This window comes from Nocardia sp. NPDC058114 (genome assembly GCF_042884695.1).
Lineage (GTDB): Bacteria > Actinomycetota > Actinomycetes > Mycobacteriales > Mycobacteriaceae > Nocardia.
Genome location: NZ_JBHVTK010000001.1, coordinates 427944 through 454777 on the forward strand (window position 1 = coordinate 427944; position 26834 = coordinate 454777).

At 69.0% G+C, this 26834-nt stretch carries 29 protein-coding genes; 14 read left to right on the forward strand and 15 right to left on the reverse strand.

Features of this window, described 5'->3' with window-relative positions; translation table 11 throughout:
- Window positions 1-76: 76 nt before the first annotated feature.
- The 3 genes from ACFVVI_RS01855 to ACFVVI_RS01865 form a co-directional block, all read right to left on the reverse strand.
- Window positions 77-1045, reverse strand: coding sequence for a sigma-70 family RNA polymerase sigma factor (locus ACFVVI_RS01855; protein ID WP_378626663.1), 969 nt, complete (start codon window positions 1043-1045; stop codon window positions 77-79).
- Window positions 1046-1214: 169 nt separating this feature from the next.
- The gene (locus ACFVVI_RS01860; protein WP_387442480.1) at window positions 1215-2714 is read right to left on the reverse strand and encodes a methyltransferase; all 1500 of its coding nucleotides are present in this window, start codon (window positions 2712-2714) and stop codon (window positions 1215-1217) included.
- A 211-nt stretch (window positions 2715-2925) separates the two neighbouring features.
- Entirely contained in the window at window positions 2926-3663 is a 738-nt protein-coding gene (locus ACFVVI_RS01865; protein ID WP_387442483.1) for a VOC family protein, read from the reverse strand.
- A gap of 273 nt (window positions 3664-3936) precedes the next feature.
- Between ACFVVI_RS01865 and ACFVVI_RS01870 the strand changes: the two genes are divergently transcribed.
- On the forward strand, window positions 3937-5268 hold the full coding sequence (locus ACFVVI_RS01870; RefSeq protein ID WP_387442485.1) for an MFS transporter: 1332 nt from the start codon (window positions 3937-3939) through the stop codon (window positions 5266-5268).
- Between the two features lie 13 nt (window positions 5269-5281).
- On the opposite strand, the gene ACFVVI_RS01875 is transcribed toward ACFVVI_RS01870, so the two are convergent.
- A complete protein-coding gene (locus ACFVVI_RS01875) occupies window positions 5282-5698 on the reverse strand; it encodes a DUF3099 domain-containing protein (protein ID WP_378988616.1) in 417 nt (138 codons plus the stop codon).
- An 83-nt stretch (window positions 5699-5781) separates the two neighbouring features.
- Here ACFVVI_RS01875 and ACFVVI_RS01880 point away from each other — a divergent pair, with 83 nt between their 5' ends.
- Window positions 5782-6021 (forward strand): DUF3039 domain-containing protein, encoded by a 240-nt coding sequence (locus tag ACFVVI_RS01880; protein WP_056815556.1) that lies wholly within the window; start codon window positions 5782-5784, stop codon window positions 6019-6021.
- Here the strand turns inward: ACFVVI_RS01880 and ACFVVI_RS01885 are convergent.
- Window positions 5991-7154, reverse strand: a complete 1164-nt coding sequence (locus tag ACFVVI_RS01885) for a YihY/virulence factor BrkB family protein (protein WP_387442489.1) — start codon at window positions 7152-7154, stop codon at window positions 5991-5993. The genes ACFVVI_RS01880 and ACFVVI_RS01885 overlap by 31 nt on opposite strands.
- Before the next feature lie 206 nt (window positions 7155-7360).
- Here ACFVVI_RS01885 and ACFVVI_RS01890 point away from each other — a divergent pair, with 206 nt between their 5' ends.
- Window positions 7361-9070 carry a DEAD/DEAH box helicase gene (locus tag ACFVVI_RS01890; RefSeq protein ID WP_378628281.1) on the forward strand — a complete coding sequence of 570 codons (1710 nt, stop codon included), beginning with the start codon at window positions 7361-7363 and terminating at the stop codon, window positions 9068-9070.
- Between the two features lie 40 nt (window positions 9071-9110).
- Here the strand turns inward: ACFVVI_RS01890 and ACFVVI_RS01895 are convergent, their stop codons facing one another.
- A complete protein-coding gene (locus tag ACFVVI_RS01895) occupies window positions 9111-9713 on the reverse strand; it encodes a TetR/AcrR family transcriptional regulator (RefSeq protein ID WP_387442491.1) in 603 nt (200 codons plus the stop codon).
- A 161-nt stretch (window positions 9714-9874) separates the two neighbouring features.
- Between ACFVVI_RS01895 and ACFVVI_RS01900 the strand changes: the two genes are divergently transcribed.
- On the forward strand, window positions 9875-10612 hold the full coding sequence (locus ACFVVI_RS01900; protein ID WP_387442493.1) for an SDR family NAD(P)-dependent oxidoreductase: 738 nt from the start codon (window positions 9875-9877) through the stop codon (window positions 10610-10612).
- A gap of 118 nt (window positions 10613-10730) precedes the next feature.
- Here ACFVVI_RS01900 and ACFVVI_RS01905 read toward each other — a convergent pair whose 3' ends face one another.
- Window positions 10731-11279, reverse strand: coding sequence for a hypothetical protein (locus ACFVVI_RS01905; RefSeq protein ID WP_387442495.1), 549 nt, complete (start codon window positions 11277-11279; stop codon window positions 10731-10733).
- Window positions 11279-13009, reverse strand: a complete 1731-nt coding sequence (locus ACFVVI_RS01910) for a DEAD/DEAH box helicase (RefSeq protein WP_387444423.1) — start codon at window positions 13007-13009, stop codon at window positions 11279-11281. The genes ACFVVI_RS01905 and ACFVVI_RS01910 overlap by 1 nt, the downstream gene beginning before the upstream one ends.
- A gap of 160 nt (window positions 13010-13169) precedes the next feature.
- Here ACFVVI_RS01910 and ACFVVI_RS01915 point away from each other — a divergent pair, with 160 nt between their 5' ends.
- Window positions 13170-13928: a TetR/AcrR family transcriptional regulator gene (locus ACFVVI_RS01915; RefSeq protein WP_378988626.1), complete on the forward strand. Its 759-nt coding sequence runs from the start codon at window positions 13170-13172 to the stop codon at window positions 13926-13928.
- Window positions 13929-14029: 101 nt separating this feature from the next.
- On the opposite strand, the gene ACFVVI_RS01920 is transcribed toward ACFVVI_RS01915, so the two are convergent.
- On the reverse strand, window positions 14030-14224 hold the full coding sequence (locus ACFVVI_RS01920) for a hypothetical protein (protein WP_378988628.1): 195 nt from the start codon (window positions 14222-14224) through the stop codon (window positions 14030-14032).
- Between the two features lie 402 nt (window positions 14225-14626).
- Here ACFVVI_RS01920 and ACFVVI_RS01925 point away from each other — a divergent pair, with 402 nt between their 5' ends.
- Genes ACFVVI_RS01925 through ACFVVI_RS01935 form a run of 3 tightly spaced genes read left to right on the forward strand, consistent with a single transcriptional unit; the run spans window position 14627 to window position 16702 of the window.
- Window positions 14627-14998 carry a DUF952 domain-containing protein gene (locus ACFVVI_RS01925; RefSeq protein ID WP_378988630.1) on the forward strand — a complete coding sequence of 124 codons (372 nt, stop codon included), beginning with the start codon at window positions 14627-14629 and terminating at the stop codon, window positions 14996-14998.
- A gap of 37 nt (window positions 14999-15035) precedes the next feature.
- Entirely contained in the window at window positions 15036-15518 is a 483-nt protein-coding gene (locus ACFVVI_RS01930; protein WP_101466659.1) for a cation:proton antiporter regulatory subunit, read from the forward strand.
- A 5-nt stretch (window positions 15519-15523) separates the two neighbouring features.
- The gene (locus tag ACFVVI_RS01935) at window positions 15524-16702 is read left to right on the forward strand and encodes a cation:proton antiporter (protein ID WP_378988632.1); all 1179 of its coding nucleotides are present in this window, start codon (window positions 15524-15526) and stop codon (window positions 16700-16702) included.
- Here ACFVVI_RS01935 and ACFVVI_RS01940 read toward each other — a convergent pair whose 3' ends face one another.
- The 3 genes from ACFVVI_RS01940 to ppgK all read right to left on the reverse strand — a co-directional run bounded on the left by ACFVVI_RS01940 (window position 16703) and on the right by ppgK (window position 20213).
- Window positions 16703-17593: an MHYT domain-containing protein gene (locus ACFVVI_RS01940; RefSeq protein ID WP_378988634.1), complete on the reverse strand. Its 891-nt coding sequence runs from the start codon at window positions 17591-17593 to the stop codon at window positions 16703-16705.
- A 242-nt stretch (window positions 17594-17835) separates the two neighbouring features.
- Window positions 17836-19209, reverse strand: a complete 1374-nt coding sequence (locus ACFVVI_RS01945) for an RNA polymerase sigma factor (protein ID WP_378626684.1) — start codon at window positions 19207-19209, stop codon at window positions 17836-17838.
- Between the two features lie 245 nt (window positions 19210-19454).
- Window positions 19455-20213, reverse strand: coding sequence for a polyphosphate--glucose phosphotransferase (ppgK, locus tag ACFVVI_RS01950; RefSeq protein ID WP_378988636.1), 759 nt, complete (start codon window positions 20211-20213; stop codon window positions 19455-19457).
- Window positions 20214-20321: 108 nt separating this feature from the next.
- Here ppgK and ACFVVI_RS01955 point away from each other — a divergent pair, with 108 nt between their 5' ends.
- Complete coding sequence (locus ACFVVI_RS01955; protein ID WP_387442500.1) at window positions 20322-21221, forward strand: inositol monophosphatase family protein; 900 nt, start codon at window positions 20322-20324, stop codon at window positions 21219-21221.
- Between the two features lie 5 nt (window positions 21222-21226).
- Here ACFVVI_RS01955 and cei read toward each other — a convergent pair whose 3' ends face one another.
- Window positions 21227-21910 carry an envelope integrity protein Cei gene (gene cei / locus ACFVVI_RS01960; RefSeq protein WP_378626688.1) on the reverse strand — a complete coding sequence of 228 codons (684 nt, stop codon included), beginning with the start codon at window positions 21908-21910 and terminating at the stop codon, window positions 21227-21229.
- A gap of 375 nt (window positions 21911-22285) precedes the next feature.
- Here cei and ACFVVI_RS01965 point away from each other — a divergent pair, with 375 nt between their 5' ends.
- Complete coding sequence (locus ACFVVI_RS01965) at window positions 22286-22588, forward strand: DUF4193 domain-containing protein (protein ID WP_056811237.1); 303 nt, start codon at window positions 22286-22288, stop codon at window positions 22586-22588.
- Between the two features lie 83 nt (window positions 22589-22671).
- Here the strand turns inward: ACFVVI_RS01965 and ACFVVI_RS01970 are convergent, their stop codons facing one another.
- On the reverse strand, window positions 22672-23208 hold the full coding sequence (locus tag ACFVVI_RS01970; protein ID WP_378988640.1) for a DUF3093 domain-containing protein: 537 nt from the start codon (window positions 23206-23208) through the stop codon (window positions 22672-22674).
- Window positions 23209-23280: 72 nt separating this feature from the next.
- On the opposite strand from ACFVVI_RS01970, the gene dut reads away from it, so the two are divergent.
- Together dut and ACFVVI_RS01980 are read left to right on the forward strand one after the other, a co-directional pair.
- Window positions 23281-23751 carry a dUTP diphosphatase gene (gene dut / locus ACFVVI_RS01975; protein ID WP_358063315.1) on the forward strand — a complete coding sequence of 157 codons (471 nt, stop codon included), beginning with the start codon at window positions 23281-23283 and terminating at the stop codon, window positions 23749-23751.
- Complete coding sequence (locus ACFVVI_RS01980; protein ID WP_387442505.1) at window positions 23751-24659, forward strand: DUF3710 domain-containing protein; 909 nt, start codon at window positions 23751-23753, stop codon at window positions 24657-24659. Before dut ends, ACFVVI_RS01980 begins: the two co-directional genes overlap by 1 nt.
- Window positions 24660-24790: 131 nt before the next feature.
- Here the strand turns inward: ACFVVI_RS01980 and ACFVVI_RS01985 are convergent, their stop codons facing one another.
- A complete protein-coding gene (locus ACFVVI_RS01985) occupies window positions 24791-25534 on the reverse strand; it encodes an alpha/beta fold hydrolase (protein WP_378988644.1) in 744 nt (247 codons plus the stop codon).
- Window positions 25535-25608: 74 nt separating this feature from the next.
- On the opposite strand from ACFVVI_RS01985, the gene ACFVVI_RS01990 reads away from it, so the two are divergent.
- Entirely contained in the window at window positions 25609-26016 is a 408-nt protein-coding gene (locus ACFVVI_RS01990) for an OB-fold nucleic acid binding domain-containing protein (RefSeq protein WP_067458744.1), read from the forward strand.
- Between the two features lie 3 nt (window positions 26017-26019).
- Entirely contained in the window at window positions 26020-26766 is a 747-nt protein-coding gene (locus tag ACFVVI_RS01995) for a DUF3159 domain-containing protein (protein ID WP_378988646.1), read from the forward strand.
- Window positions 26767-26834: the final 68 nt, after the last annotated feature.

Below are 26834 nucleotides of genomic sequence, written 5' to 3' on the forward strand. Positions count from 1 at the left end.
GACCCGGAGGGGAGGGGTGCGCGGTCGCCGGTCGGCGTTTCGGCAGACGACCCCGCGGGGCCGTCGAGTTTTCGGATCAGCTGGCGTAGGCGCGCAAGCGGTCGGCGCGGTCGCCCTTGCGCAGCTTGGACATGACCTCGCGCTCGATCTGGCGGACCCGCTCGCGGGACAGGCCGAAGAGCTTGCCGATCTGGTCCAGGGTGCGCGGCTGGCCGTCGTCGAGACCGAAGCGCAGGCGGATGACCTGCTGTTCGCGCTCGTCGAGGGTGGCCAGGACGCTGCGCACGTCGTGGTGCAGCAGGCCGGCGATGACGGCGCTCTCGGCGGAGGTGGCCTCGGAGTCCTCGATGAAGTCGCCGAGGGGAGCCTCCTCGTCGTTGCCGACGGGCATGTCCAGGCTCACCGGGTCGCGGCTGTGGTCGAGCAGATCGGCGATCTTCTCCACCGGGATGCCCGACTCGTTGGCGAGCTCGGCGTCGGTGGCCTCGCGGCCCAGCTGCTGATGCAGTTCTCGCTTGATCCTGGCGAGCTTGTTCACCTGTTCGACCAGGTGCACGGGCAGCCGGATGGTGCGGCTCTGATCGGCCATGCCGCGGGTGATTGCCTGACGGATCCACCAGGTGGCGTAGGTGGAGAACTTGAAGCCCTTGGCGTAATCGAACTTCTCCATCGCGCGGATCAGTCCGAGGTTGCCCTCCTGGATCAGGTCCAGCAGCGGCATGCCGCGGCCCGTGTAGCGCTTGGCCAGGGATACGACCAGACGCAGGTTGGCCTCGAGCAGGTGCGAGCGGGCGGCAGAGCCCTCGCGAACCAGAATCGCCAGGTCACGCTTGCGAGCCGCCGTCAACCGCTTACTGGTTGACAGCAGGTTCTGGGCATACAGGCCCGCCTCGATGCGCTTGGCCAATTCGACCTCGTCGGCCGCCGTGAGCAGTGCCGTGCGTCCGATTCCGTTGAGGTACACGCGTACCAGATCGGCTGCGGGGCTCTGGGCGTCGATATCGGCCTCGCTGGGGCGCAAACGAGTGGTGGCGGGGCTTGTCATGACTTGCCTCCTGTCGGTGGTGTCTCACTCCGATCAACGGACCCGACTTAGAGAAAGTTCCCGATCCCGCGGTCGATAAACCGCTCTGAGCTGCTGGTTCCCACCCCAACGGCTGAGAAGTTCCTGAGAAGAGGGTCCTGGTCGGAACTCGCTGCCACCGCGGGGCGGCTCAGACGGGCCGCACCAGTCCGTGACGGACGAGTCCGGCGACCACACCGAGAGCCTGGGCGGCGAATTCCGGCGTGACCTGGTTTGCTCCGTCGGCGAGGGCGAGTAGTTCGATCAGTTCGTACAACGGCAGCCCGTCGGGCCGCATTCCCGCGACCAGCGCGACCGTCGACTCGTCGACCTCGTGCTGCCAGCGTGGTCCGTCGCCGCGATGCAGCCGGGCCACCTGCTCGGTCCAGCCGAACTCGCCGGGCAGATACACCCGCTCCAGCGCGGTCGCCGGGCTCGGCGCGAAACGGGATGCCCACGCGAGGTTTTCGTCGGAGGCCACCGCGCGCAACCACGCCGACCGCGCGAAGTACCCGGCCACCTCGGTGCCGAGCGGGTCGTCGAAACCGTGGGTGAGGTCCTCGGCGAGGAGTTCGGTGGGGCCGTCGATCGCGCGCAGATAGACGAACCCGAACCCGACACCTTCGACATCGGCGGCCTCGAAGGCGTCGAGCCAGCGCGCCGCCTGTTCCTGGGCGGCCGGGTCGCGCGGGTCCAGGCCCGCGTCGCGCAACCAGGTACCGACGTAGAGGGCAGGATCGGCGACATCGCGCTGTACGACCCACGCGTCGACGCCGTGCGCGGGCAACCAGCTCGACACGCGCCGGCGCCAGTCCTCGCCGTCCACGTGCACCCAGGCGGCGAGCATGGCCGCCGTGCCGCCGGGGGCCAGTAGCTCGGGCGCCTGCCCGATGACCAGCTCGCTGGCCCCATCCAGGGCGAGCCCGGAGTCGCGATAGGTGTGCTCGATGCGGGCCGGACCGACCACGAACGGCGGATTGGCCACGACCTGGTCGAAGCGTCGCCCCGCCACCGGCTCGAACCAGGACCCCTCGAGCAGTTCGATATCGAGTTCGTTGAGCGCGGCCGTGGCCTGCGCCAGCCACAGGGCCCGTGCGTTGACATCGGTGGCGGTGACCCGACCCGCGTAACCCGCCGCGTGCACGGCCTGCACACCACAGCCGGTGCCCAGATCCAGCACGGTGCCGACGGGTTCGGTGGGGGTGGCGCGCAGCAACGACAGTGACGCGTGCCCGACGCCGAGGACGTGATCCTCGGTGAGTGTGCGCCGCCGCATCGAATCGTCGAGATCGGACAGGATCCACCGGGTACCCGCGCCGGCATCGAGCGGCCGCAGATCCAGCGCGGCCCGCACCTGGTCACCGTCGCGCGTGAGCAGACCCGCCGCCACCGCGGCGTCGATGCGCACCGGCGCCAGTGCGGTCGCGACGTCGCGCTCCGGCAGGACGTCTCCGAGCAGCAGCAACCGCACCAGCGTGCCGAGGTCGCCCGCCGCCCGCGCCGCCCGCCGCACCGGCACCGGCTCCGAACGGCTCAGTGCCGCATGCACATCGGGACCCAACGCCTCGACGAGGGTGTCGGCGTCGTAGCCGACCCGGATCAGCGCGGTGCGCAGGTCCGGGCACAGCGCGGTGAGCGGGGAGTCGGTCATCGTCGGGTTCGTAGGCACCCGACCACTCTGCCAGGGCCACGAGCACCGAGAACGACCAGCTGCCACTGCGTGTCGTCGCGTGCGCAGACCTGGACTCGCCCGAATACCGCGGTAGCCGCGGCGGCTTGTTCCTCTCGCGGACTGGATGGAAAGCCGCTGGGTCGCAGTGGCACATCGGCTGTGCTCGCGGCAGGTCGCTGTCTGCGGTGGTTCAGCCGGTGTACGGGTCCCGCGATGTCACGCAGTACAAGGCATTTCCGGGGTCACGCAGGACGATCCAGTGTTCGGCGTCGGTGACCCGGGTGGCGCCGAGGGATTCGTGCCAGGCCGCGGTGGCGGTGATGTTCGACGAGGCCAGGTCGGCGTGCGCGCCGGTGGGGCCGGGTTCATCCAGGCGCTGGAGCAGAAAGTGCAGTGGCTGGTCGGGGCCGCGCAGGCGCGAGAATTCCGGGCGGCGGCCTGGCTTGTGGGTCCAGTCGGTGAGTGTCTGCCAGAAGGCGGTATCGGCGTCGATGTCGGTGGGGGACAGGTCGAGGCAGATCTGGTCGAGGCGGGTCACTGTGCCGTCGGGCGCGGTCGACACCGTGATCGGCGCCGGACCGAGACCGGCGGGCTCGGTAGACGGAATGAGACAGAACGTCTGTCCGGCAGGCGATTCCAGCACGGTGTAGTCATCCACCTCGGCGACCACGTGGGCGCCGAGCCCGGTCGCGGTCGCGATCGCCGCGGGGAGATCGTCGACGTCGAGATCCAGGTGGATGCCGCCGTCGTCGTGGACGGCTTGCATCTTGATCCACGCGGGCCCGGTGGCGGGCAGCAGGGTGATGAACTCATCGTGTTCGCCGCGCGGTGGCGAGACGGTGGAGTCGGTGACCTTCGCCCAGAATCGTGCGCAGTCGGCGAAAGTATCGACGGGTCGGTCGAGAAAGGCCCAGGTCCAGCGAATCATGCTGTCTCCCTTCCGCTATGAGGGCACCTCGGAAGCCGTCGGCCGGATTCGGTTGTCCTGTCGGGCAGCTCGGATGGTCCTGTCCGAACGGTAGGCTGCCCGCGCTCCGCTGTCGACAGCCTTGTCGGTTCAGCCTGCGGGGCTCCGCTGTCACGGCCTTCGTGCCGCGTTTCGCTCGCGCGCGCCCAACCGACCCCGTCGATGGCAGGATATTGACGAAACATGTCACACCGGCCACTCGCTCGCTCGCCGTCGATCCGGCACGCTGGCCGAGTGACCGATTTACGTGCGCCCGCGCCGCCCACCGGCGACGACCCGGCCGACAACCTCACTTCCGCACCGGCATCGGTCACCGACGAACGTCGTCGACTCCATCCCGCGTGGATCGTGGCGGGCGTCGGCTTCGTCGCCCTGCTCGGCGCGGCCGCCTTCCGCTCGGTCCCCAGCGTCCTCATCGAGCCGCTGCACACCGAATTCGGGTGGTCACACGCCACGATCTCCACCGCCATCTCGCTGAATATGCTGCTCTACGGCCTGATCTCGCCGTTCGCCGCCGCGCTGATGGACCGATTCGGCATCCGCAAGGTGGTGTGTTCGGCGCTGGTGCTGATCGCCGCGGGCAGCGGGCTGACGGTGTTCATGACTCAGGCGTGGCAGCTGGTGGCGACCTGGGGATTGCTGGTGGGTGTCGGCGTCGGGTCGATGTCCATGCCGTTCGTCGCGACCATCACCGGCCGTTGGTTCGTCCGGAGTCGTGGCCTGGTCACCGGAGTGCTCACCGCGGCGGGCGCCACCGGTCAGCTGGTGTTCCTGCCGCTGGTGTCGATGCTGGCCACCGAGCACGGCTGGCGGCTGCCGTCGTTGATCGTGGCGGCAGTGGCGCTGTCGGTGGTGCCGCTGGTCTGGCTGTTCGTGCGCGACTATCCCAGCGACGTCGGTGTCCGCGCGTACGGGGCGCCGACCGATTCGGACGCGGGTGCGCGAGTCCCGATCGTGGGCGGTGCCAACCGGGCGTTGAAGGTACTCGCCGCGGCCGCGCGCCGACCCGGATTCTGGCTGCTGGCGGGCGGTTTCGCGATCTGTGGGGCATCGACGAACGGCCTGGTCGGCACCCATTTCGTCACCGCGGCCCACGACCACGGCATGCCGCCGACCACCGCGGCCGGACTGCTCGCCCTGGTCGGGATCTTCGATGTGGCAGGCACCATCGCCTCGGGCTGGCTCTCGGACCGCGTGGATCCGCGCTACCTGCTGCTCGGCTACTACTCGCTGCGCGGGCTCTCGCTACTGATCCTGCCGTCGCTGCTCGGGCCGCACACCGAGCCGAGCATGTGGGTGTTCATCGTGTTCTACGGCCTGGACTGGATCGCGACCGTCCCGCCGACCGTGCTGCTGTGCCGCGAACTCTTCGGCGCGGACGGCCCGATCGCGTTCGGCTGGGTCTTCGCCGCCCACCAGGTCGGCGCCGCCGTGGCCGCCACCGGCGCGGGCTTCATCCGCGACGTCCAGGGCTCCTACGACCTCGCCTGGTACGTGGCGGGTGCGCTCTGCGGGATCGCCGCGGTCATGTCGATGCTGGTCCGCAGACCGGCAACGGCCGTGTAGCCGAACCCAGCCGCTATTCCAGGGTCTTGTGCTGTCCGGATTCCAGCGCGATCTGGTTCGTGCGGCCGTCCCAGCGGCTGGGTTCGTCCTTGGTCCGCGGCGGGCGGTCGTTGGCGATCAGCACCGCGATCCACGGCAGCGGCACCGAGGCGGCGATGATCAGGATCGAGAGCAGCGGGTTCTCGAACGCGCTGTAGGCGATCGCGGCCAGGATCAGGCAGGGGATCCGGAAGGCCATGATGAACGTGTAGCGGCGCACCCTGGCGCGATGCTGGTCGTCGAGCGAGGGCGCGGCCTCGGTGATCAGCACGGCGTGTTCGGCGGGGGCGGGCCGGAAGAACCCACGCGAGGACTTAGGCTCGGGGGGGATCGTCACTTCCGGGTCCGGCTTCGGTTCGTCGGCGCCTGGGACATCGCCGTAGGACTGCATACCCCGAGTCTTCCACTCGGCGTCATCGAGCGCACACGCGGCTGGTCAGCGGCCCGGGGCCGGGATGCGGCATCATGGAAGGCGTGAGTACAGACACTCTGGTACGCCCGGAAACCACGACCGACGAGACGACCAGCGACGACACCCCCAAATTCTTCCATTACGTGAAGAAGGACCGGATCGCCGAAAGTGCCGTGATGGGCACGATGGTCGTCGCCCTGTGTGGCGAGGTTTTCCCGGTGACGCGTTCGGCCAAGCCCGGCTCGCCCGTGTGCCCGGACTGCAAGAAGGTCTACGAGGGCTTGCGCAAGGACGGCGACTGAGCCGAGGGCTCGGTCGGTGACGCCGGTGCCTCGGAGCAGGCCCCGGCGGTTTCGTCGTGCTCATCGTCATCGTCGTCGTCACCCCGCACCTGGCTGGTGATCCATTCCTTGACCTGCTCGATCCGGGTGGCCCGGGCAGGCCAGAACTCCTGAACGGCGGCGTTGAACTCCGCGCCCAGGATCACCGCGAAGCCGAGAAAGTACGTGAACAGCAGGAACGCGATCGGGGTGGCCAGCGCGCCGTAGCTCACCCCGGTGGCGGTGATCCACGACAGGTACCGGCGCAGCAGGTCGCTGGCCGCCATGAAGAAGACCCCGGCCACCAGCGCGCCGCCGAACAGCCGATGCCACGGTAGTGATTTGTGCAGGGCCAGCTTGTAGAGCGTGGTCAGCCCGACGATCAGCAGCAGCCCGACGATCGGGTAGTAGAACGTGTCTATCAGCCGCAATCCCGGCTCCCGCCACGCTTCGGGCAGCACTCGCCCGATCCTGGTGGGACCCAGTGCGATCACCGGCAGGATGAGCACCGCGGCCACCAGGAACTGCACGTAGAGCAGCAGCGCGAAGATCCGCTGCCAGATCGGATGACGGGCGTCCTGTTGTCCGTGCGCCTCCACGATGGCGTCGACGAAGGTGGCCATCGCCGAGGATCCGGCCCACAGCGACAGCACGAAACCCACCGACACCAGCGCGCCGCGCCCTCGGCCGAGCACGTCGTCGACGGTCGGTTCGATCAGGTCCGAGACCACCGACGGGCTGAAGAAGTCGCGGCTGAACGCGATGATCTTGCTCTCCACGATCTGCACGGTGTCGGGCCCGAACAATCCGCCCACATAGCCGAGGCTGCCGAGGAGGCCGAGCAGCAGTGGTGCCAGCGACAGGGTCTGCCAGAACGCCGCCGCCGCGGACTTGGCGAATATCGAGTTGTCCCAGCACTTGACCGCGACCCGGACCACCAGTCGCCATGCCGTAGCGAGCCATCGCACCCACGGCGCGTGATCGCTGCGACGTTGCGGAGCGGCCCGCGCGCCGACCGCAGGGCGCGCGGGCGAGTCGCGGGGCGGGAGCGCCTGCGGCGGGTGCGCCGCGTCGGCAGCTGGGACCTGGTCGTTGTTCATCTCGGTGTCAAGCATCCCGCACGTTGGGGGTCTGTGTGGTGCGGGCCGGGCATCGTGTCGGCGGGTAACAGGTAAATGGCCAGTGACCACGGGCGCGGTTGTGATGCCTGTCGCCCACCCCGCGTCGGTTTGGCGACACGCCGCATCGGGCGGCTAGGGTCGACTGCGTGACTGGGTCGGGTGGCGCCGCTACGGCGAAGCAAGCGGGGACACCGGGCGAGATTGCCGCGGGAGGTGCCCCGTCGGGTTCGTTGCGCGCCTGGCAGCGGCGCGCGTTGACGAAGTACCTGGCCACCAAGCCGCGTGACTTCCTCGCGGTCGCGACGCCCGGCGCCGGTAAGACCACCTTCGCGCTGCGTGTTGCCGCAGAGTTGCTGGCCGATCGTACGGTGGATCAGATCACCGTCGTCGCGCCGACCGAGCACCTCAAGCACCAGTGGTCCGCCGCGGCCGCGCGCACCGGGATCCAGCTGGACTCGCGGTTCTCCAACTCCACCGGCGCGACCTCCGGCGACTATCACGGCGTCGTGGTGACCTATGCCCAGGTCGCCGCGCACCCGACACGACACCGGGTGCGCACCGAGAACCGTCGCACGCTGGTGATCCTCGACGAGATCCACCACGCGGGCGACGCCAAGACCTGGGGCGAGGCGACCGAGGAGGCGTTCGGCGACGCGACGCGCCGACTGGCGCTGACCGGAACCCCGTTCCGCAGTGACGATTCGAAGATCCCGTTCGTCACCTATGAGCCCGACGAGGGTGGGTTCCCGCGTTCGCGCGCCGATCACTCCTACGGCTATGCCGACGCGCTCGCCGACGGCGTCGTGCGTCCGGTGGTGTTCCTGGCCTACTCCGGTGACGCGCACTGGCGCGACAGCGCGGGCGAGGAACACACCGCCCGCCTCGGCGAACCGCTCAGCGCCGAACACACCGCGCGGGCCTGGCGCACGGCCCTTGACCCGGCAGGTGACTGGATCTCGGCGGTGCTGCGCGCGGCGGATGTGCGCCTGCGTCAGCTGCGCGCCTCGGGCATGCCCGACGCGGGCGGTCTGGTGATCGCCACCGATCAGGAGCGGGCCCGCGACTACGCCGAACTGCTCGAGCACATCTGTGGCGAGCGGCCGTCGGTGGTGCTCTCGGACGACCCGCAGTCCTCGCAGCGCATCGGCGAGTTCGGGAAGGGCACCCAGCCGTGGATGGTCGCGGTGCGCATGGTGTCCGAAGGTGTCGACGTGCCACGCCTCGCCGTCGGCGTCTACGCCACCAGCGCCTCGACGCCGCTGTACTTCGCGCAGGCCATCGGCCGTTTCGTGCGTGCCCGCAAGCCGGGCGAGACCGCGAGCGTGTTCCTGCCGTCGGTGCCGGTGTTGCTCGACCTGGCCGCGCAGCTGGAGTTGCAGCGCGATCACGTTATCGGCAAGCCGCACCGCGAGAAGGACGGCCTCGACGACGAGCTCCTGATGGACGCGAACAAGGCCAAGGACGAGCCCGGAGAGGACGAGAAGTCCTTCGTCGCCCTCGCCGCGGACGCCGAGCTCGACCAGGTGATCTACGACGGTTCCTCCTTCGGCACCGCCACCATCGCGGGCAGCGACGAGGAAGCCGACTACCTCGGCATTCCCGGTCTGCTCGACGCCGACCAGATGCGTGCTCTCCTGCGCGACCGTCAGACCCGTCAGCTGGCCGACCGTAGTGCCGCGCAGGAGTCCGCCCCCCAGCCCGCGGCCGTCGCCGAACGTGTCGCCACCTCGGACAAACTGGGCGAGCTGCGCCGCGAACTCAACAGCCTCGTCGCGATGCACCACCACCGCACCGGCAAACCCCACGGCGTGATCCACGGCGAACTCCGTCGCGAATGTGGTGGTCCGCCTACGGCCTTGGCGAGTGTCGATCAATTGGGTGAACGTATCGCCGCCCTGCGTCGACTCTGAGAGATCGAACCTCGCCGACGCGCCGGCCCGCGGGCTTCGCCTAGCGTGTCGCGGCGTCGAGTGTGCGCAGCGCGCTGTCGACGGCGGCGCTGAGTTCGCCGGGGCTGACGCCGTCTCTGGCCTGGATCGACAACCCGTACAGAACGGTGCTGTACAGCATGGCCAGCGAAGCCGTGTCGGTGTCGGCGGCGAGATCGCCGTCGGTGACGCCGCGATCGAGACGTGCGCGGATGTCGGCCGTGGTGTGGCGACGGGCTTCGACCAGGAATTCGCGCACCGCGGCGTTGCGGGTGGTGTAAGTCGCGCCGGCGAGGACCACCATGCAGCCGTTGGGCAGACCGGGGTCGGTGTAGTGGGTGATGTTGTCGCGCAGCATCGCCTCGATCGCGGCGTAGGCGGTGGGTTGCTCGCGCAGCGCCGTCGCCGTGTAGGAGCCCTCGGTGCGGCGGTAGAGCTCGACGGCGGCGCGGAACAGGGCCTCCTTGTCGCCGAAGGCGGCGTAGAGGCTGGGGGAGTTGATGCCCATGGCGGCGGTGAGGTCGCTCATCGAGGCGCCGTCGTAGCCGAGCTCCCAGAACACCTCCATCGCGCGACGCAGCGCGACCTCACGATCGAAGCCTCGGGGGCGCCCGCGCTCTGCCATGCGAAACCTTTCTGTGCCGATCGGTAAATATACCGTGCCCGCGGCGGCGGACGGCCTCGTCCACTTATTTCTGTGTCGATCGGTAAGAAACTCTTGACGAGGGTGCTGTGGATACGCTTCTCTATTTGTGTATCGACTACTACAAAATTGGAGCAAACCTGATGACGAGCAGCAACACCGTGGCCCTGGTGACCGGCGCGAGCCGCGGGATCGGCGCGGCCATCGCCCGCGCACTGGCCGCCGCCGGCACCGATGTGGCGTTCACCTATCAGCGCGACGAGGTCGCCGCGAAGGCGGTCGCCGCCGAGATCGAGGCGCTGGGCAGGCGGGCGCTGCCGATCAAGGCCGACAGCGGCGACGCCGCAGCGGTCGTCGCCGCCGTGGAACAGACTGCGCGCGAACTGGGCGGGCTCGACGTCCTCGTGAACAACGCGGGTATCTTCCCGGCCAAGCCCTACGAGGAGTTCACCCTCGACGAGATCGACCGCGCGCTGAACATCCACGCCCGCGCCGCCTTCGTCGCGGGCCAGGCTGCCCTCCCGTACCTCGGTGACGGCGGCCGGATCATCTCCATCGGCTCCAACCTGTCCGAACGCGCGCTCTTCGGTGGACTGTCGCTCTACAACCTCAGCAAGTCGGCCCTCAACGGCTTCACCAAAGCCCTTGCGCGCGAGCTCGGTCCGCGCGGCATCACGGTCAACCTCGTCCAGCCCGGACCGACCGACACCGACATGAACCCCGCGGACAGCGGGCACGCCCCTGCGCAACGGGAGTTCAACGCGCTGGGCCGTTTCGGTGCCGCCGCCGACGTGGCCGACCTCGTCGCCTTCCTCGCGGGTCCGTCGGGCAGATCGATCACCGGCGCGATCCTCACCGTCGACGGCGGCACCAACGCCTGAGCGGCGGGCGCAGCCCGAACGGGCTCTGTGTATCTTCCGGATGCCGGTTTCGTCGAGCGGGATCGGCAGGACTCACGGATAACCCGTTGCGTTCGAGGAGGTCTCGTCGGCTGATCGCCTAGCGGGCGATGTCGAAGAAGTCGGCCGGGTCGAGGGTGTGCAGGGGAGTCCAGCGTTGTTCCTGGGTGGGCGCGTCGGATTCGGCGGTCGCGTCGAAGTAGCCCTGCAATTCCAGTGCGAGGCGCGGATTCTCGTCGACCCCGCGCGCGATCGTGTACAGCGTCGCGAACACGTGCAGGCAGCGCGCGGTCCGCGCCGAGCAGGAACAATCGGCGCTGACCAGGGTCGGCGCGGGGGAGTGGCCCGCGTCGACCAATGCCCGGTGCATCTCGTCGGTGAGGACGGTCGGGTCGGTGATCGTCTGGCCGATCGCGGTCACCGCCGCCCGCGACAGCGGCGCCACCTCGACGTGTGCGATCGAGGCCTGACCGCCGCGATGCAGGTGCGCGCGCACCGTTCGCCCCTCGATCTCGACGCGCACGCCGTCGTTGCGCGCGATGCTGCGGGCGCGGGGCAGCAGTGGTTCCGGCCGGGTCTGGCGCAGCGGTTCGGCCAGGCGCACCCAATCCCGACCCCACTGGGTGTAACCGAATTCGTTGTCGGCCATCAGTTCTCTCGCTTCCGGCGCAGGATGTCGACGAGGGCGTCGTCGTCGAGGCGGGCCAGTTCGGCGATGCCCGCCGCATCGGACAGGTCCGTCAGCGCGGACTTGCGGGTATGCATCGCGGCGATGTGCTCCTCCACCGTGGTGGCGCTGGTGAGGGTGGTGACGGTGACGGTGCGGGTCTGCCCGATCCGGTGCGCCCGGTCCGAGGCCTGCGCCTCCACCGCCGGATTCCACCAGCGATCGAAATGGATCACATCGGCCGCGCGGGTGAGGGTGAGGCCGGTGCCCGCCGCGCGCAGGCTCAGGATCAGTACCGGCGGCCCGTCCGGCGCCTGGAAGCGGGTGACGAGGTCGCCGCGCTGGGTCGCGTCGAGCCCACCGTGGAAGAACGGCGCGTCGATGCCGAACTGCTCGGCCAGGTGCCGCACCAGCAGGTCGCCGGTCTTGCGGTACTGGGTGAAGATCAGCGTGGGGTCACCGGTGTCGAGGTTGGTGGCGACGATGTCGGTGCACAGGTCGAGTTTGCCGGAACGGCCCGCGAGTTCGCCCAGGTCGCCGGAAACCAGTCCGGGGTGGTTGCACACTTGCTTGAGGTGGGTGAGCGCGGCCAGTACCCGTCCCTGTCGTTGCAGGCCGGAGCCGAAGCCCTCATCGAGGGCGTCGGCGAGCACCGCGTCGTACACCCGTTCCTGCTCGGCGGTGAGATCGCACAGCAGATCGCTGTGGATCTTCGCGGGCAGTGACGCCGCCACCTGAAGCTTCTTGCGTCCGAGGACAACCGGCTCGACGGCGTCCCTGAGTCGTGCCGCGGCCGTGGCCGACCCCTCCTCGATCGGCCGCACGAACCGGCGCCGGAACTGCGTGCGATGCGCGAACAGTCGCGGCACGGTGAGGTTGAGCAGTGCGAACAGTTCGTCGAGGTGGTTCTCCACCGGCGTTCCGGTCAGCGCGACCTTCGCGTCGGCGGTCAGCGCGCGCGCCGCCCGCGACACCTGGGTGCGCGGATTCTTCAGCGCTTGCGCCTCGTCGAACACCACGGTGACCCACTGCTCACCGGTCAGTGCCGCCCCGTGCAGCCGCAGGGTCGGATACCCGGTCACGAGAACCGTCCCCGCGCCGGCGGGCACCGCGCCACCGCGCCACGACACCGCCTTCAACCCCGGTGCGAACCTTTCGATCTCGTGCACCCAGTTGCCCACCAGCGAGGTCGGGCACACCACCAACTGCGGACCGTCGGAGCGGCCCTGCAGGAACCCGATGGTCTGCACCGTCTTCCCGAGCCCCATCTCGTCGGCCAGCACGGCCCCGCCGAACGCCGACACGGTCTCACGCAACCACCCCACCCCGCGGACCTGATACGGCCGCAGCGTGGCATCGAGAACTCCCGCCAGCTCCCCGTCGAGGGCCCGCGTCTCGCGCAAGACCCGCGCCGCCCGCTCGGCGGACACGATGGCGGTGCCGACCGCATCGGGGACGGCGTGCGCGGCGGCGGGCAAGGCGAAGGACCGCTCGTCGGTCATCGACGCGCGCCAGGCCAGCGCGGACGGGGCGAGGTCGCCGAGGGTGACGTCGGCCAGTTCGGCGGGGGTGACCACCGCGGTCGCCACCTCGACGGTTTCGATCGCCCCGCGCTCGCCGACCGGCAGCGCGAGGGTGAGTTGTTCCGGATCGCCGACTCCCGTCGGCGCGGGGCCGGTGTCGTGCCCGGTCCACGTCCACAGGGCGAACAGGTGACGGTCGGGAAGGTAGGTGGCCTGAATGGCGGGCAGAACGTTCTCCTCTGATCGGGCAGCACGAACAACCGAACAACGTACACTGTACTGAGTTTCAACGTACACTGTACTGAGTTTGTTCCCGAACGCTCGACACAATCTCCGGAGAGGATGGCTCGTGCCCGCTGACCAGGACGGGGAATCGACCGCTCAGGCCACCCGGATCCTCGAATTGCTGTGGCGGCACTCCTTGCCGTCGAAGCCGGGCGCGCGCGGCCCGAAACCCGGGCTCACCGTCGACGATGTGGTGGCGGCAGGTATCACCCTGGCCGACCGCGACGGCATCGACAAGCTGACGATCCGCGCGGTCGCCACGCAACTCGGTCTGCGCGCGATGAGTCTCTACACCTATGTCCCCAGCAAGGACGCCCTGATCGTGCTCATGGTCGACGCCGTGGCCGCCGCGGACTCCCCGATCCCGGCCGACCTGCCGGTCCGCGAACGCATGATCACCGTCGCCACCCGGATCAGGGCCGAGCTGATCGAGCACCCCTGGCTCCTCGCGGTGTCCCCGTGGCGCCAGGTGCTCGGCCCCGCCCGGATGCGCCGCTACGAACATCAGCTGGCCGCGATCGAGGGCATCGGCCTGAGCGATCTGGCCATGGACCGCGCGATCGCGGTCCTCACCGACTTCGCGACCGGCAATGCCCGCCTCGCCATCGCGGCCGCGGGCGCCGCCGCGCAGCTGAGCGACGCCCGATGGTGGGAGGTCAACGGCCCCTTGCTGGCCCAGGTGATGCCCGCAGGCGAATTCCCGCTCGCCGGGCGGGTCGGTACGGCCGTCGGCGAGCACTACCAGGCGCCCGCCGACCCGGAGGGCGCGTTCGACTACGGCGTGGCGACCCTCGTCGACGGCATTCTCGCCGACGCCCGATAGCCGGGATACCCGGATACAGCGACAGCGGGCGCCCTGTCCGGGTCGCCCGCTGTCGGGAGTTTTCTGTTGTCAGATGTGGTTGTTTCGGACGCGAGGAGTGGTCAGATCGCGGGAGCTTCGTCCGTGTTGAGCACGGCTTCGAGTTCGCGCAAGCGGTCCATGTGTTCATTCGCGTGGTGCTGGCAGAAGAGCAACTCGCCACCCGCGGGAAGCACGGCACGCACTCGGGCAGCCGCCCCGCAGCGATCGCAACGATCGAGTGCGGTCAGTGGGGTGCTGGTCAGTGTTCCTGGCATGACTCCTCCGTCCCGGCTCCCGGCGCTGCGTGGCCGTTCGCCTAGGTGTGGGCCTCGTGGTCACTCCACGCGGCTCGCATCCGCTACTTCCCAGCAGTGGTACGACTACTCTGTCAGACGTTCGGGGTTCAGGCTTTGTTCCCGGAAGTGAATCTTTGTGTTTTCGATAACAGACCTGCGGTTTCGCTGAAAGCGAACACCCGCCGGTCGTCGGTCTCGAGCACCCACCGATCACCCGCGAAGCGCTGATGCCACCTCCCACTCGAACCTGCCGCTCACCGATATGTCGCTCGCTGCGGTGTTGCTCGTTACGGACGAGCCGAGCACCGAAGCGGGCCGAACACGATCGAGTTGTGACAGGGTCTTGACCGTCCGAACCTGTTGTCTACCCGGAGATTACCCGTGACATCCGACACTCACACCCTTGTTCACCTGTGTTCTTCCCAAGAATGGGAGGAAGCTCGCCGCGTGGGCGAGCGCAGACCGCCTTCGCTGGCCGACGCGGGCTTCGTGCACCTGTCCACCCCGGAGCAGGTCCACCTGCCCGCCAATCGACTCTTTGCCGGGCGCGCCGACATGGTCGTGCTGTGGCTGGATCCGGCGGCGTTCACCGGTGCGGTGAAGTGGGAACCGGGCGTGCCGAGCGACCCGTCGTCGATGCTGTTCCCGCACCTCTACGCGGCGCTGCCGGTCGCCGCGGTGCTGGCCGCGCAGCCGTATCTGCCCGGATCCGACGGCGTGTTCAGCACACCGCGCCGGGAGGGAGTGGCGTAGACCACAATCGCGGCCGGGCGCGTCTACTGTTGACGGTGTGAACGTCGACGTCACAGCGCTACCGGGCATCGGAGTGCGCAAGGATTTCGAAGTCAGGTCGGGGCGCCGCGTCGGGGTGGTCGCCCACCGCGACGGTGACATCGATCTGATCGTGTCCAAACCCGACGACCCGGACGCCATCGCCGCCCAGGTGCCGCTGTCCACCGACGAGGCGTCGGTGCTGGCGAACCTGCTCGGCGCGCCGCAGCTGGTCGCCAAACTCAACGACGACCATCGCGATCTGCCGGGCATCACCACCCGCCAGCTCGCCATCGTCGACGAATCCCCCTACGCGGGCCGGACGCTCGGCGAGACCGGCATGCGCACCCGCACCAAGACCTCGATCGTCGCGGTGATGCGCGCCGGTCAGCTCCACCCGTCACCCGGCCCGGACTTCACCTTCACCGAGGGTGATCTGCTCGTGGTCGTCGGCACCCCGGACGGCCTGGAAGCGGCCGCGAAGATTCTCGTGCACGGCTGACCGCCGTGACCTCGCAGGCCTTGGCTCTGCTCGAGCTCGGCGTGATCTTGTTCGCGCTGGGGATCTGCGGGCGAGTGGCGGGCCGCTTCGGGATGTCCCCGATTCCGCTGTACCTGCTGGGCGGACTGGCGTTCGGTCGCGGCGGTTTCATCGAGCTCGACGCCGCCACCGAGTTCGGGCACATGGCGAGCGAGATCGGCGTCGTGCTGCTGCTTCTGCTGCTCGGGCTCGAGTACACCGCCCCCGAGCTGATGACCGGTCTGCGGCGCTCCTGGGCCGCCGGAGTGCTCGATCTGGTGGCCAACGCCCTGCCCGGGGTCGCGGTCGCGCTCATCATGGGCTGGGGTGTGCTCGGCGCCGTCGTGCTCGGTGGGGTCACCTACATCTCGTCGTCGGGGATCGTGGCCAAGGTGCTCGACGATCTGGGCCGTCTCGGTAACCGCGAGACGCCCGTGGTGCTGTCGATCCTGGTGCTCGAAGACCTCGCGATGGCGGTGTACCTGCCGATCCTGACCATGATGCTGGCCGGGTTGAGCCTGCTGAGCGGATTGATCTCCCTCGCGGTCGCGCTGGCGACCATCACGGTGGTGCTCGTGGTGGCGCTGCGGTTCGGGCGGGTGGTCTCGGCCGTGCTCGACAGCGCCGATCGCGAGGTGTTCCTGCTCCAGCTGCTCGGCGCCGCGCTGCTCGTGGCCGGGGCGGCCTCGGCGCTCAATGTCTCGGCCGCGGTCGGCGCGTTCCTGCTCGGCATCGCCATCTCGGGGTCCACCGCGCACGAGGCCGCGAAACTACTGGAGCCACTGCGTGATCTGTTCGCGGCGATCTTCTTCGTCGCGTTCGGTCTGTCGATCGACCCGACCGCGATCCCGCCGGTGTTCGCCTGGGCGGTCGCGCTGGCGGTGGTGACCACCGGCACCAAGATCGCGGTCGGTTGGTGGGCGGCGAGCAGGCAGGGAATCCGGCAGATGGGTCGGGCGAGGGCGGGCGCCGCGCTGGTGGCGCGCGGCGAATTCTCCATCGTCATCGCCGGATTGGCGGTCGCCTACGGCAAGGCCGACGCGAAGCTGGCCGCGCTCGCCTCCGCCTATGTGCTGCTGATGGCGATCCTCGGCCCGATCGCGGCCCGGGTCGTCGAGCCGGTGGCCGAATTCGTCAGGCGCCGTTCGGGTGTCGCGACGACCTGATCAGTCGACGACCCGGCGTGGCCAGGCGCCCGCACCGTCGTAACTCAATTCCTCGGTGCGGTACTCGTGCTGGACCGGCGGCGCGTACTGCGCGGCCGGGCGCGCGGGCGCGGCCGGCCGCGGCTGGGGCCGGTGCCGCGAGGTGAGCCACATGCGTGGCAGTGCTTCCTCGTTCTCGATCTCGGTGAGGCTCACACTGATCAGCACGAGCATGGTGACGATGCTGCTCACCCCGATCAGCGGCGCCAGCAATTGCATCGCCTCGGCGCCGGTCGCGGGCGCGGTTTGATGTCCGGTGTGCGCGTGCATCGAGGCCATCCCGGTGTAGTGCATGCCGCACACGGCCACACCCATGATCAGTGCCGCACCCACGGTGGCGAGAAATCCCTTGACGCGCAACGTGAACCACAGCGCCACGACCGATGCCACCACCGCGATCACCATCGACAGGGCCACGATCGCCGGGTCGTATCGCACGGTCGCGCTGGATCTCATCGCGTACATGCCGGTGTAGTGCATGGTCCCGACACCGAGGCCGGTGATGACGCCACCGGTGAGCAGTGAGCGCAGGGTCGGCTGCGGCTTGTTGACCATGAACAGCCCGATTCCGACCACCACCATCGCGGTGATCGCGCTGAACAGCGTCAACGGGATGTCGTAGCGGATCTCGGTGCCGCGGATGGTGAAGCCGAGCATCGCGATGAAATGCATGACCCAGATTCCGGTTCCGCCGATCGCGATCGCGGCGCCGATGAGCCAGCCGACCCGTCCCTCGGTGGCATTGCGACCGCGGGCCGCGCACTGCAGTCCGAGCAGACAGCCCGTGACGGACATGAAGTAGGCGAGAACCGGGGTGATCCAGCCGTAGCTGAAGTGGTAAATGTCGAGCACGCGCGAAAAACCCTCAATGCCGATACCGCAGACTTGAGGCGGTAGAACGAAAAGCTGGGTGTGACAATACGTCGAAGATCGCCAATCCGGGTCCTCCACAGTGCAATCCAGCAGTGTGGGTTTGATCACGAAAAGATTACTCACCGATTTACTGGATAAAACAGACCGCTAGGAATGTAGCGGAGGAAACAAAAAAGAGGCCCGCACCACCGATTCGGTGGTGCGGGCCCCTTGTGCGGAACCTAGTCGAGGTAGTCGCGCAGAACCTGCGAACGGCTCGGGTGGCGCAGCTTGCTCATCGTCTTCGATTCGATCTGACGGATGCGCTCACGCGTGACGCCGTAGACCTGACCGATCTCGTCGAGGGTGCGCGGCTGACCGTCGGTGAGGCCGAAGCGCAACCGCACCACGCCCGCCTCGCGCTCGGACAACGTCTCCAGCACCGACTGCAGCTGATCCTGCAGCAGGGTGAAGCTCACCGCGTCGACCGCGACGACCGCCTCGGAATCCTCGATGAAGTCACCGAGCTGGCTGTCGCCCTCGTCGCCGATGGTCTGGTCGAGCGAGATCGGCTCACGCGCGTACTGCTGGATCTCGAGGACCTTCTCCGGCGTGATGTCCATTTCCTTGGCGAGCTCCTCCGGCGTGGGCTCGCGGCCCAGGTCCTGGAGCAGCTCACGCTGGATGCGGCCGAGCTTGTTGATGACCTCGACCATGTGCACCGGGATACGGATGGTGCGGGCCTGGTCGGCCATCGCGCGGGTGATGGCCTGGCGGATCCACCACGTCGCGTACGTCGAGAACTTGTAACCCTTGGTGTAGTCGAACTTCTCGACCGCGCGGATCAGACCCAGGTTGCCTTCCTGGATGAGATCGAGGAACGCCATGCCGCGGCCGGTGTAGCGCTTGGCCAGCGAGACGACCAGTCGCAGGTTGGCCTCGAGCAGGTGGTTCTTGGCCCGGTTGCCGTCGCGCACGATCCAGTTGAAATCGCGGCGCGTGGTGACCGAGAGCTTCTCGCCCGCCTCGGCGAACTCGCGCATCTTCTCCGCGGCGAACAGGCCGGCCTCGATTCGCTTGGCGAGTTCGACCTCCTCCTCCGCGTTGAGCAGCGCGACCTTGCCGATCTGCTTGAGGTAGGCGCGCACCGAGTCGGCGGAGGCGGTGAGTTCGGCGTCCTTGCGTGCTTGACGCAGCGCTTCGGACTCCTCCTCGTCCCAGACGAAATCGCCGGAAGCCTTGTCCTTCTCGGACGGCTCCGCGGTATCGGCGACCTCGGCGGCTTCCTCGGTGACGTCTTCGACGACGACTTCCTCGCCGACGAGTTCGTCTTCGGCGACTTCGAGATCACCGAGATCGTCGACCTCGACCGACTCGTCGTCGAGCTGCTCCTCACCGCCCTCGCCCGAGGTCGCCTTCTTCGCGGCGGTTTTCTTGGCCGGAGCCTTCTTGGCGGCAGCCTTCTTCGCCGGCGCCTTCTTGGCTACGGCCTTCTTCGCCGGCGCCTTTTTGGCAGCGGCCTTTTTGGCCGGCGCCTTCTTGGCCGGGGTTACGGCGTCGTCGGCATCGGCGTCGGAGGCCGAGTCGGCGGTCTGACGGGTATTCGTGGCTACCACGTACGCCCTTTCGTGACGGTCTCGTGCGGCGTCACGCCAGAGTGGTTTTCCGGCGGAGCGGTCGGTCGGGTTGCACCGGCGATGCGTCGGCCGGGGAAGTCGGCGCTCGTTCACCGACCTTCTCGCGACCGGCCGCGGCCGGAAGGTTTCACCGGCTCACCGCCGGACGTGTTCCATTGTAACGATCCAACCAGGGTACTCATGGCACGATGCCACCCAGGCGTTGCGTCGCAGGCCGCGCCGGGCTACGGCGCGAGGCCCGCATCGATGGCCATCGCCGCGCCGACGATACCCGCGGTGTTCTTCAATACGGCCGGAATCACGGGAGTTCGGTTGGTGAGCAACGGAATCCACTGTTCGTGATCACGGCTGATGCCGCCGCCCGCCACGATCACCTTCGGCCAGAACAGATCCTCGATGTGACCCAACACGCGACTCACCCGCTGCGCCCACTCCGGGTAGGTCAGGTCCTCGTTGTCCTTGACCGAGGCCGCGGCCAGATCCTCGGCGTCGACGCCCTCGATCTTGAGATGGCCGAGCTCGGAGTTGGGCACCAGCACGCCGTCGTAGAGCAGTGCGGAGCCGATGCCGGTGCCGAAGGTGAGCAGCAGCGTCAGCCCGTGGAGGTCGCGCGCGGTGCCGTAGCGGTCCTCGGCCAGTCCCGCCGCGTCGGCGTCGTTGAGCACGGTGACCTCGCGCCCGCCCAGCGCCTTCGCGAACAACGCGCGGGCGTCGGTGCCGATCCAGGCCTGGTCGATGTTGGCCGCGGTTCTGGCGTGGCCGTCGAGCACCACGCACGGCATGGTGATGCCCACCGGTCCCTCCCACCCCGCCTGCGCGACGAGTTCGGCGACCGCCCCGGCGACGGCGTCGGGCGTCGACGGCCGCGGTGTCGGGATCTTGATGCGCTCATGGGTGAGCAGGCCGGTGGCCAGATCGACCTCGGCGCCCTTCACCCCGCTGCCGCCGATATCGATACCGAATGCGTGCCCCCGAGTGGACATGGTTCAACCCCTTGCTGACGTGGTCGAGGTGCCTGGCAGACACCAGGGAGAAGAGTAGCGGTAGTCACCCCTCGCGCGACGAGCCACGACATGTGATGCGATGGGTGGGTGCCCGAATACACCGAGCCCGAGACCGTAACCGCCCCCACCACATCCGCCGATTACGAGCAGTTGCGGCGCCTGGCCGTCGAGCTCGCCGAGACGGCCGCCGCGCACGTGCGTGCCCGCAGGCCCGAGGTATTCGCCGACGACGGACCCGTGGCAGGCGCCGTGGCCACCAAGGGGCACGTCACCGATCCGGTCACCATCGTCGACACCGAATCCGAACAGCTGATCCGCAAGCTGCTCGCCGAGCGCAGGCCCGGCGACGCGATTCTGGGGGAGGAGGGCGGCGGCGATGTCGGCGCCACCGCGCCGGGGGCCGTCACCTGGGTCGTCGACCCGATCGACGGCACCGTGAACTTCCTCTACGGGCTGCCCGGCTACGCCGTCTCGGTGGGCGCGGTGGTCGACGGCAAGCCCGTGGCGGGCGCCGTGGTGGACGTCGCCGCCGCCACCACCTACAGCGCCGCATTGGGCGCTGGATCGCACGCTGTGCGACCGGACGGCACCCGGGTGACACTGCGCTGCAGTAGCGAGGATTCGCTCTCGGTGGCCCTGGTAGCCACCGGCTTCGCCTATGGCAGCGCGCGCCGGGCCCGCCAGGCGCAGCTGCTCACCGAGATCCTGCCGCGGATCCGCGACATCCGCCGCCTCGGCGCCGCCGCCATGGACCTGTGCCATGTCGCCTCGGGCAGGCTCGAGGCGTACTACGAGCACGGCCTCAACGCCTGGGACTGGGCCGCGGGTGCCCTCATCGCCGCCGAAGCGGGGGCGATCGTGCGCGTCCCCCCGGTCACCGTCGGCGGGGCCGCGGGCGAACTGACCGTCGTCGCGGCCCCCGGCATCGCCGGGGACCTCACCGACCTGCTCGACCGGGTCGGCGCGCCGACGGCGCTACCGGACTAGAGCGCTCAGCACTTGACTTCGCGTGCGGCGTCGAGGAGGTCCGGGTCGATCGAGGACGAGCTCGCGCCGGGGGCCAGGTTCTTGAGCGACCGGAGCACTGCCTCGGCGTCGGCGCCGGGTCGCAATGATTCACCGAACGCCTGCCCGAGGACCAGGTCGACGGTGTCGTCGGTGCGCGGATCCTCGATCAGCTCGGCGCAGGGCGCGATCAACTGCACCGACGCGGCCGCGGGCCGACCGTTCACACCGAACCGGATCTGACCGGTGCAGGTGAGGTCGCCGCTGACATAGACCGGATCGTTACCGACCTGTGTCCCCGGCGCGCCGGCGAAGCCGAGGTCGGCCAGTGCCGCGCCGATGTTGCCCGCCTGGCCGCTCTTGCCGTTGGCGTTGAACACCCGCACCCGCGACTCCGACAGGGCCGCCGGGTCGACCTCGGCGAGTCGCGTCGGACCCACCCGGGTACCCAGTGCCGCGGGCTGCGGCGCGTTGGTGGCCGTCGGCGTGCTCGGCGCGTTGCACGCCATCGGTTCGTTGCTGTCGTCACGGGTTCGGAACGCCGTGATCCAGACGAACAGGCTCACCAGAGCCAGCACGAGGACGAGCGCGAGCCAGAGCTCGGGCCGCCGCCGCGGAAAGGGTTTGCCGTCGCGATCTGTCGCGCTGCCTTCGGTGATCAGTGAAACCACGCGCTCACTCTACGAGTCCCGCGGCGGTGCGCGAGTCGGGGAGGTCTCGGCGAGTTTCCCGGCAGGTGACGATTCGTCGTCGGTTTCGGCTCGGCGCGGGTTTGATTGCGACTTTCGTCCATCGGTCCGCTATTGTCTGGCCGCCCAGATCGAATATTTACCGGTGAAACGGTGGTCGGTCGCGGGAACAACAAGGGCATGTCCTGCGTTTACCGAACGCTGTCGGAGTAGATCGCTGGTCGATCGAACCTGATAGACGACCGGTGCACGTGTGAGGTGCACCACCGGCGGGGCGGTACGAACGCCGGAACCCTGCGGGGTTACGGCAATCGACTGATCCGGGATATACGGAGTAAGGACTGAGGGGAAGACGACATGGCAACCGACTATGACGCACCGCGGCGCACCGAATCCGACGAGGTGTCGGAGGATTCGCTCGAGGAGCTGAAGGCCCGCCGCAACGAGGCGCAGTCCGCCGTCGTGGACATCGACGAATCCGATACAGCGGAATCGTTCGAGCTTCCCGGCGCGGACTTGTCCGACGAGGTACTCAGCGTTCGGGTGGTCCCGAAGCAGGCGGACGAGTTCACCTGCTCGAGCTGTTTCCTCGTGCATCACCGCAGCCGACTGGCCACCGAGAAGGGTGGACAGCTCATCTGCATGGATTGCGCGCTCTAGCGGCAGGCAAGTGCGTGGCACCGTGCGGTCGATCGACCCGCATGGGCTACGCAGACTGATCCGCAGGGATCAGCGAGGAAGGGTCAGCCCGCGCTCGGGAGTCCGAGCGCGGCCAAGACCCGGTCCGGCCTACGCGTACTGACCAACCAGTACGGCGTGGGGTCGTCCGGGTCGTCCAGCACCAGCAATGCCATCGGGCCGATCCAGGCCCGGTGCTGCACATAGGCGGCGGGGTCGAGTTGTCGGCCCAGCGCCGCACTCTTGGCCGTCGGCGCGACGGCCGCGGCGCGCGCGACGAAGCTCACCGGTAGGTGGGCGCGGTCGACGCGCAGTTCCGCCGTACCATCGTCGGCCACGGTGACATCCAGGCGATGCCTGCTCATCCACAACAGAATCCAGACCGGGACCGGCGCCAGCAACACGTACGGCAGCCAGGCCCGCAGACCCGGCGCGCCCATATGGATCTCGGCCGCGAGCAGGCCCGCGATCGCGAAGCCGACCGGCCACCACCACAGCGGCACCCACAGGCGCTCGGAGTAGGGCGACGGACCCTGCGCGCTCGGCGCGCCGTGGTCGGTGTCTGTGGTCGCGGTCGTCGGGGAATGGGGCTGGTCGGGCACCCCTCAACACTAGGTCACCGCACCAGGGCTGCGACGAGAAGGTCCGGCCTCGACCGCGTAGTCTCGACCGATGTGAACGCACTTGCACCGATTCCGCTGCGGCGGCTCGATCCCGGCATCCCTGTGCCGACGCGTGCCCATCCGGGTGACGCGGGCGTCGACCTCTGTACCACCGAGGATGTGATCATCGAACCGGGCGAGCGGGTGCTGGTCGGTACCGGGATCGCGATCGCGTTGCCGATGGGCACGGTCGGCTTGATCCACCCCCGGTCCGGCTTGGCGGCGAAGGCCGGTCTGTCGGTGGTCAACACGCCCGGCACGGTCGACGCGGGTTACCGCGGTGAGATCAAGGTGTGCCTGATCAACCACGACCCACGCACCGCCATCGAGCTGCGTCGCGGCGACCGCATCGCGCAGTTGCTGGTGCAGCGGGTCGAGTTGGTCGACTTCGCCGAGGTCGACGATCTCGACGACACCGCCCGTGGCACCGGCGGGTACGGGTCGAGCGGCGGGCATGCCAGCCTGGCCGACAAGGAGGCGTGATGGGTCTGTTCGGAAAGAAGAAGCGCGCGCGTGACGACGCCGCCGACGACTATGTCGAGTACGACGACGTCGAGTACGACGAGGCGGACTACGACTTGGACGCGGACTCCGACGAGTACGACACCGACGAGTTCCAGCGCCCCGACTTCGCGCGCCTGGACTTCGACGACGCTCCGACCGATGAGCGCATCTACGGCAATTTCGACCATGCCCCCGATGCCGCCGCGGGCCCCTACGACATCAGCGAGGTCTCCGACGAGGCCATCTCGCGTCGCCTCGATCTCGGCTCGGTGCTCATCCCGGTGCCCCAGGGCGGGCAGTTGCAGGTGGAGATGAGTCCCGACGGCACCCCGCAGGCGGTGCACCTGGCCACCGAGCACGGCAGGCTCACGGTCGCCGCCTACGCCGCGCCCAAGTCGGCGGGTCAGTGGCGCACGGTCGCCGCGGATCTGGCGGAGTCGCTGCGCGGTGACGGCGCGAGCGTGGCTGTCGAGAAGGGCCCGTGGGGCCGCGAGGTCAAGGCGATCACCGAGGGCGCCGATCTGCGTTTCATCGGTGTCGACGGTCCTCGCTGGATGATCCGGCTGGTCGCCGCCGGCCCCAAGGGCGCCGTCGACGACCGCAGCCCGCTGATCACCGCTGCCCGCGCGGTCCTGGCCGACGCCGTGGTCCGCCGCGGCACCGACCCCCTGCCCGTGCGCGACCCGCTCCCGGTGGTCCTGCCTCAGGAACTGGCCGAACAGCTGGCCGCCGCCCATCAGCAGCAGGTCCAGGCCCAGCAGGACGCGCTCGAGGCCCAGGCGGCCGCCGCGGCCGCTCCGCCGCCCTCGGCCCTCCCGCCGAAACTGCCGGACGAGCCGCGTCGAGGCGCGGACGGTTCGGCCATGCAGCAACTCGGCCTGAACTAGGCGTGGCTCCGCCGCCTCTCCGCGACTTTCGCCGGTCGTGGGGAGGCGGTTCGGCGGGTGACCCGAGCCTGCGGTTCGGGGCGGGTGTGGTGTCGGGGGTACCCGAACGAGTTACCCGTGTATTCGCGAAATCAGTTGTCCTGCAAGGCTGTTCGTTGCGTGAGTGTCGCTGGTAGCAGCGCGCTCAACTCTGCGAACCCGGTGTGCCCGAGGATCGCCGGGTCGGCGCCCAGCTCGGCGAGTGTCACCCGGTGCAGTCGGGCTGACGGCAATGTTGCCGCCCATTCCTCAGCGACGGCGATCGGGTGGACCGGGTCGTCGCCGGCGCCGACGACGGCGACCGGCACGTCGTTGCCCGCCAAGTCGTCCAGCGACGGCCACGCGTACGCGGCGGCCTCGTCCAGCGCGGCGGGCAGATGCGGCCACTGCCCGCGCCAGGACTGGGTCAGTGCGTCGGCCAGCCAGGCTGGACTCGAGGCGCGCATCCGCTCCAGCACCGCCTCCAGGCCGTCGGCTCGCAGTTGCTCGGCGGTAACCGCGGCGCTCAATGCGGCTGGGCACGCGGCGGTTTCGGCACCCGTCCAGGCGGGTAATGCTGTGATGACACCGACTACCGCGGTACGGTGCTCGGCTGCCCAGTCGAGTGCGATCGCGGCGCCGAGGGAGATGCCCGCGGCCAGGACCGGACCGCGCGCCGCGGCAGCGTCCAAAGCCGCGGTACAGCTCCCGATCACGGCCTGCGGGTCCGGTTCGACGGCGTGGAAGGCGAGTCCGTACGCGAGGGCGGCAGGCCCGAACGCGCGGGCCGCGAAATCGGCGTCGGAGCCGGTCCCCGGCAGGGCGACCACGGTGACCTGGGGTGGGGTGCGCAACACCGACCGAGCGTAGCGGCCGGGCGTTTGCCCATCTACAGTGGCGGTGTACGGCCAACTAGCGGGAGAAGCGTGACATGTCGTCATCCACGGGCGGACACAAGTCGGGATCGGGTCCGGACTCGGGATATTTTCGCCGACTCGGTCGTCGTCTCACCGCCGATATCGACCAGCTCGACGCCGAGGAATTGGCCGAGACGGCCGATGCGTCCGGTGCCCGGCGGGCCAAGGATTGCTGTCGTGGCGAAGAGGCGACGATTCTGGGCAGACTCCGCAGTGTCGAGGCGTGTCCCAAGGCGGCCGGTGCCACCGTGCAGGCCGAGTTCTTCGACGGCACCGATGCCATCACCCTGGTGTGGATCGGGCGCAGGCGCATTCCCGGTATCGAACCGGGCAGGCGCATTCTGGTCCGTGGTCGCGTCGGCGACCGCGACGGCCGCAAGGTGATCTTCAACCCCTACTACGAATTGCGCGGGAACAGCTGACGTATGCCCTCCAGCGACGAGTACCGCACTGCCGCGGACCCCGAAGCCACCGTGGCGTTGCCCGTGGTCACCGATGAACAGGTGGACCCGGAGATCGACACCGAGGTCGACAAGGCCGAACAAACCTTGCTCGAGCAGCTCGGCGGTTTCAGCGGCCTGATCTATTCCACCCTCCCCGTTCTGGTTTTCGTCCCGGTGAACACCTTCGCGGGCCTCACCGTGGCCATCTGGGCCGCTCTCGGCGTCGCCGCCGCCATCCTGATCTGGCGACTGGTGCAGCGCAGCCCCATCCAGCCTGCCGTCTCCGGCTTCCTCGGCGTCGGCCTGTGCGCGCTCATCGCCCAGCGAGTGGGGGAGGCCAAGGGCTTCTTCCTGTTCGGCATCTACACCAGCCTGGTGTACGCGGGCGTGTTCGCGGTGTCGATCCTGCTGCGCAGGCCGCTGGTCGGGGTGATCTGGGGCGCGCTCAACGGGCACGGTCACCGCTGGCGGACCGACAAGCGCATCCGCAAGCTCTACGACCTGGCCACCGCGGTCTGGGTGGTCGTGTTCGGCGCCCGCTACCTGGTGCAGTCGCAGCTCTACGACACCGACCACACCACCTGGCTGGCCGTGGCGCGGATCGGCATGGGCTGGCCGCTCACCGCGGTCGCCCTGGTGGTCACCGTGTGGGCGGTGCGCCGCGCCGGGCACCTGCCCGCCGAGAAAGCCGACAAGCCCGGCGCCGGAACGGAATCCGTGCCCGCGTAAGGGTGGTCAGCGCGCCGCCGGAGGTGGGGAAGTACCCACCCTGGGGTATCTGGTCGCGATCGGCTGTT